We start from the raw sequence: 4,054 nt of genomic DNA, 5'->3' as shown, positions 1-4,054 counted from the left end.
GCGCGCCCTGCCCGGTGAACAGGAACGCCACCTGCCCGTCGGGCGCCGCCCCTTCCGCGGAGCCGACGACGACGTTGGCGGCCGTCGTCCCTGTCTCGAGGGCGTTCAGCCCTGCGAGCAGCTCGTCGCGGCTGCCGGCGACGACGACGGCCCGGTGGGACAGCGTCGCCCGGGTGGTGGCCAGTGAGTAGGCGACGTCCACCGGCCGCAGCGTGCTGTCACCGCTGACGTGCGCGGCCAGCCGGGCGGCCTGCTCCCGCAACGCCTGCGGTGAACGCGCGGAGATCAGGAACGGCAGCGGACTGCCAGCCGGTTCGCCGACAGACGCCGCAATACTTCCTTCACTTCCCTCGGCACTCCTTTCGGCGGACGCTCCCGCGCTCCTCCCGGCCGCGTCCCCCTCGACGACAGGCGCGCCTGCCTCGGACGCGTCCGAGCTGGCCCGGGCATCCACCCGCACGTCCGCCCGGCCCGCCGGGCCGTCCGTCCCGGCACCCGCCGGGCGCTGCACCGAACCGTTCACCGAGACACCCGCCAGATCGCGGTCCGTCCCGTTCCGAGCGGAAGATTGAGGGAGCAAGTGGCTGCCGGGGCGACCACTTGTCCCCTCGTTGTCATGATCGCCCGCACCTGCGCCCGCGGGGATGCCTGCCGAGGCGTTCGGGGTGGCGTCTGGCGCGGCGTTCGCTGGGGCGTCCGGGCCGGTGGGGGCCTGTTCGATGATGATGTGGGCGTTGGTGCCGCTGACGCCGAAGGCGGAGACGGCGGCCCGGCGGGGGCGGTCGACCTCCGGCCAGGCCCGCGCCTCGGTGAGCAGCTCTACCGCACCCGCCGACCAGTCCACGTACGGTGACGGCTCGTCCACGTGCAGGGTCTTCGGCAGGACGCCGTGGCGGATGGCCTGGACCAGCTTGATGACCCCGGCGACACCGGCGGCGGCCTGGGTGTGCCCGATGTTCGACTTGACCGAGCCCAGCCACAGCGGCCGGTCGGCGGGCCGCCCCTGCCCGTAGGTGGCGATGAGGGCCTGGGCTTCGATGGGGTCGCCGAGGCGGGTGCCGGTGCCGTGGGCCTCGACGGCGTCGACGTCGGCGGGGGTCAGGCCGGCGGCGGCGAGGGCGGCGCGGATGACACGCTGCTGGGACGGCCCGTTGGGGGCGGTCAGGCCGTTGGAGGCGCCGTCCTGGTTGACGGCGGAGGCGCGGAGCACGGCGAGGATGCGGTGGCCGGCGCGCTGGGCGTCCGAGAGCCGCTCGAGCAGGACGAGCCCGACGCCCTCGGACCAGCTCACGCCGTCCGCCGCCGCCGCGAACGCCTTGCTGCGGCCGTCGGGGGCGAGCCCGCGCTGCCGGGAGAACTCGACGAACTCGCCGGGGGAGGACATCACCGTCACCCCGCCGGCGACCGCCAGCTCCGCGTCCCCGGCGCGCAGCGCCTGGGCGGCCAGGTGCAGGGCGACCAGCGACGACGAGCAGGCCGTGTCGATGGTGACCGCCGGCCCCTCGAAACCGAACGTGTACGACACCCGGCCCGAGAGCACGCTGCCGGCGCTGCCCAGCCCGAGGTAGCCCTCCAGGTCCGGCGGCGGGTCGGCCTGGGCGGCGTAGTCGGCCACGTTCGTGCCCGCGAACACACCGGTGCGGCTGCCGCGCAGCGACGCCGGGTCGATCCCGGCGTTCTCCAGCAGCTCCCAGGTGGCCTCCAGCAGCAGCCGGTGCTGCGGGTCGGTCGCCAGCGCCTCCCGCGGGGAGATCCCGAAGAACTCCGCGTCGAAGTCGCCGACCGCGTCCAGGAACGCCCCGTAACGGGTGTAGGACGTGCCGGGGTGGTCCGGGTCGGGGTCGTAGAGGGCGTCCAGGTCCCAGCCGCGGTCCCGCGGGAACTCGGTGATCGCGTCACCGCCGTCGGCGACCAGCCGCCACAGCCCGTCCGGCGAGCCTGCCCCGCCCGGGAACCGGCAGGCCAGGCCGACGATCGCGATCGGCTCTTGGCGTTCACCGCGCGCCTCCCGCAGGCGTTCGCGGGTGTCGTGCAGCTCCGCGGTGACGCGGCGCAGCAGGTACCGGATCTTGTCGTCGCTCACGGTCAGCCTCTCCTGCGGGATGTGTCGGGCATGGTCACCGAAGGCATCCAGAGAATGCCCCGGCCTTCAGACCGGGGAGGAATCCGGTCTCCCGCGGAGCGGGGCACGCAACGCCGATCCGCCGGGATCGGCGTTGCGTGCGGCGTGACCGGCGGTGCGCATCCCGGCCGGTGGGAAACCCCCGGTGCGCCGGTGATCATAGATCGGCATCCCTTCGGTAGGATCATTCCATGTCCCGTTTCCGACTCTATCCGACCGCCGATCAGGTGGCGGTTCTGGAGTCGCATTGCGGGCACGCGCGGTACGTGTGGAATCTCGCGCTCGAACAACAATCCTGGTGGCATCCGCGCCGCGGACCCGCGCCCGGATACGCCGAGCAGAACCGGCAGCTGACCGACGCACGGCGGGAGTTCGGCTGGCTTGCCGCGGGCAGCGTCATTGTTCAGCAGCAGGCGTTGCGGGACTTCGCCACGGCCCTGGCCGGCTTTTTCCGCGGTTCGCACCGGAAACCGTCGTTCCGGAAACGCGGCCGGGGCGAGGGTTTCCGGAACGTCGCGGTGAAACCCGGTGATTTCCGGCGGGAGAACCGCCGCTGGTCGCGGGTGCGGGTCCCGAAGGTTGGCTGGGTGCGTTTCCGCCGCACGCGCCCGGTACCGGCCGCGACGTCGTTCCGGGTGACCCGGGATCGGGCGGGCCGGTGGCATGTCGCGTTCGCCGTCGTACCCGACCCTGTCGCGGTGTCCGGGGCCGGTGGGGTCGTCGGGGTGGACCGGGGGGTGGTCGTGTCCGCGGCCTTGTCGACCGGGGAGCTGCTGCGCTGCCCGGGGCTGCGACGCGAGGAGGCCGCACGGCTGTTCCGGCTGCAGCGCCGGCTCGCCCGGGCGAAACGCGGCTCGCACCGCCGCGGCCGGCTCAAGGCCCGGATCGCCCGGCTCCGGGCCCGGGAGAGCGACCGGCGGAAGGACTGGGTCGAGAAAACCTCGACCGATCTCGCCCGCCGGTTCGAGGTGATCCGGGTGGAGGATTTGAAGATCCGGCAGATGACCCGGTCGGCGCGGGGCACGGTGGATGCGCCCGGGACGAACGTCCGGGCGAAAGCCGGCCTGAACCGGGGCATCCTCGCGGGCGGCTGGGGTCTGCTGGTCCGACGGCTGGAACAGAAAGCCCCCGGCCGGGTGGAGAGGATCCCGGCGGCCTATACCAGTCGGCGTTGCTCGTCCTGCGGGCATGTGGCCGCCGAGTCGAGAGAGAGCCAATCTCGGTTCGTGTGCGTCGCCTGCGGGCATGAGAGCAACGCCGACATCAACGCTGCAAGGAATATCGCGGCCGGACGGGCCGTGACCCCGCAGGGAGGCAGGGCGTTGGCCGTGCCGGTGAACCGTGAACCTCAACGAACCGCACCCCCTTCCCTGGCGGGTGTGTAGGAGTTGGAATCCCCCGCGTTCACGCGGGGGAGGACGTCAAGAGATCCCGAGCTCGTTGCCTATAAAGGCGATCAGTTCGTCGTCGGACGCCGACAGCAGTTCCTCCGTCGTGCGCGTGCCGGCCTGCGGATGGGTGATGGAGCCGTCCGGGGCGTCCAGACCGTTTTCCTGTTCCTGTCCGGGAGCGCTGTCGGACGCTTCTCCGCTGCCCGCGGCCGGGACGAGGGCGTCGCGGAGATGCTCGGCCAGCTCCACCGGGGACGGATGGTCGAAGACCAGCGTCGCGGGCAGGGCGAGCCCGGTGCGGGCCGTCAGCCGGTTGCGCAGCTCGACGGCCGCGAGCGAGTCGAAGCCCTGCTCACGGAAGTGCCGGGTGACGTCGACCCGGTCGGCCGAGGCGTGCTTCTGCACCACGGCCACCTCCGTGCGCACCAGCTCGAGGACGATCCGCCGGGCCTGGCGCTCGGAGGCCTCGGCGAGCCGGCGCACCAGCGTGGCCGGGCCGTCGTCCGCGCCCTCCGCCGCCGCCTGCGCCGTCGTCCCGGCC

3 protein-coding genes are annotated in these 4,054 nt (G+C 73.2%); 1 reads left to right on the top strand and 2 read right to left on the bottom strand.

Annotation, left to right across the window (positions count from 1 at the left end):
• On the bottom strand, positions 1-2,083 hold a 2,083-nt coding region (locus NBX02_RS04290), incomplete at its 3' end, for a type I polyketide synthase (protein WP_445548260.1).
• Positions 2,084-2,313: 230 nt separating this feature from the next.
• Between NBX02_RS04290 and NBX02_RS04285 the strand changes: the two genes are divergently transcribed.
• Positions 2,314-3,507 (top strand): RNA-guided endonuclease InsQ/TnpB family protein, encoded by a 1,194-nt coding sequence (locus tag NBX02_RS04285; protein WP_250286845.1) that lies wholly within the window; start codon positions 2,314-2,316, stop codon positions 3,505-3,507.
• Between the two features lie 36 nt (positions 3,508-3,543).
• Here the strand turns inward: NBX02_RS04285 and NBX02_RS04280 are convergent.
• On the bottom strand, positions 3,544-4,054 hold a 511-nt coding region (locus NBX02_RS04280; protein WP_250290076.1), incomplete at its 5' end, for an acyl carrier protein.

This window comes from Protofrankia sp. CiP1_Cm_nod1, assembly GCF_920888515.1.
Taxonomy (GTDB): Bacteria; Actinomycetota; Actinomycetes; order Frankiales; family Frankiaceae; genus Protofrankia.
This window is presented reverse-complemented; position numbering and strand designations above follow the sequence as displayed.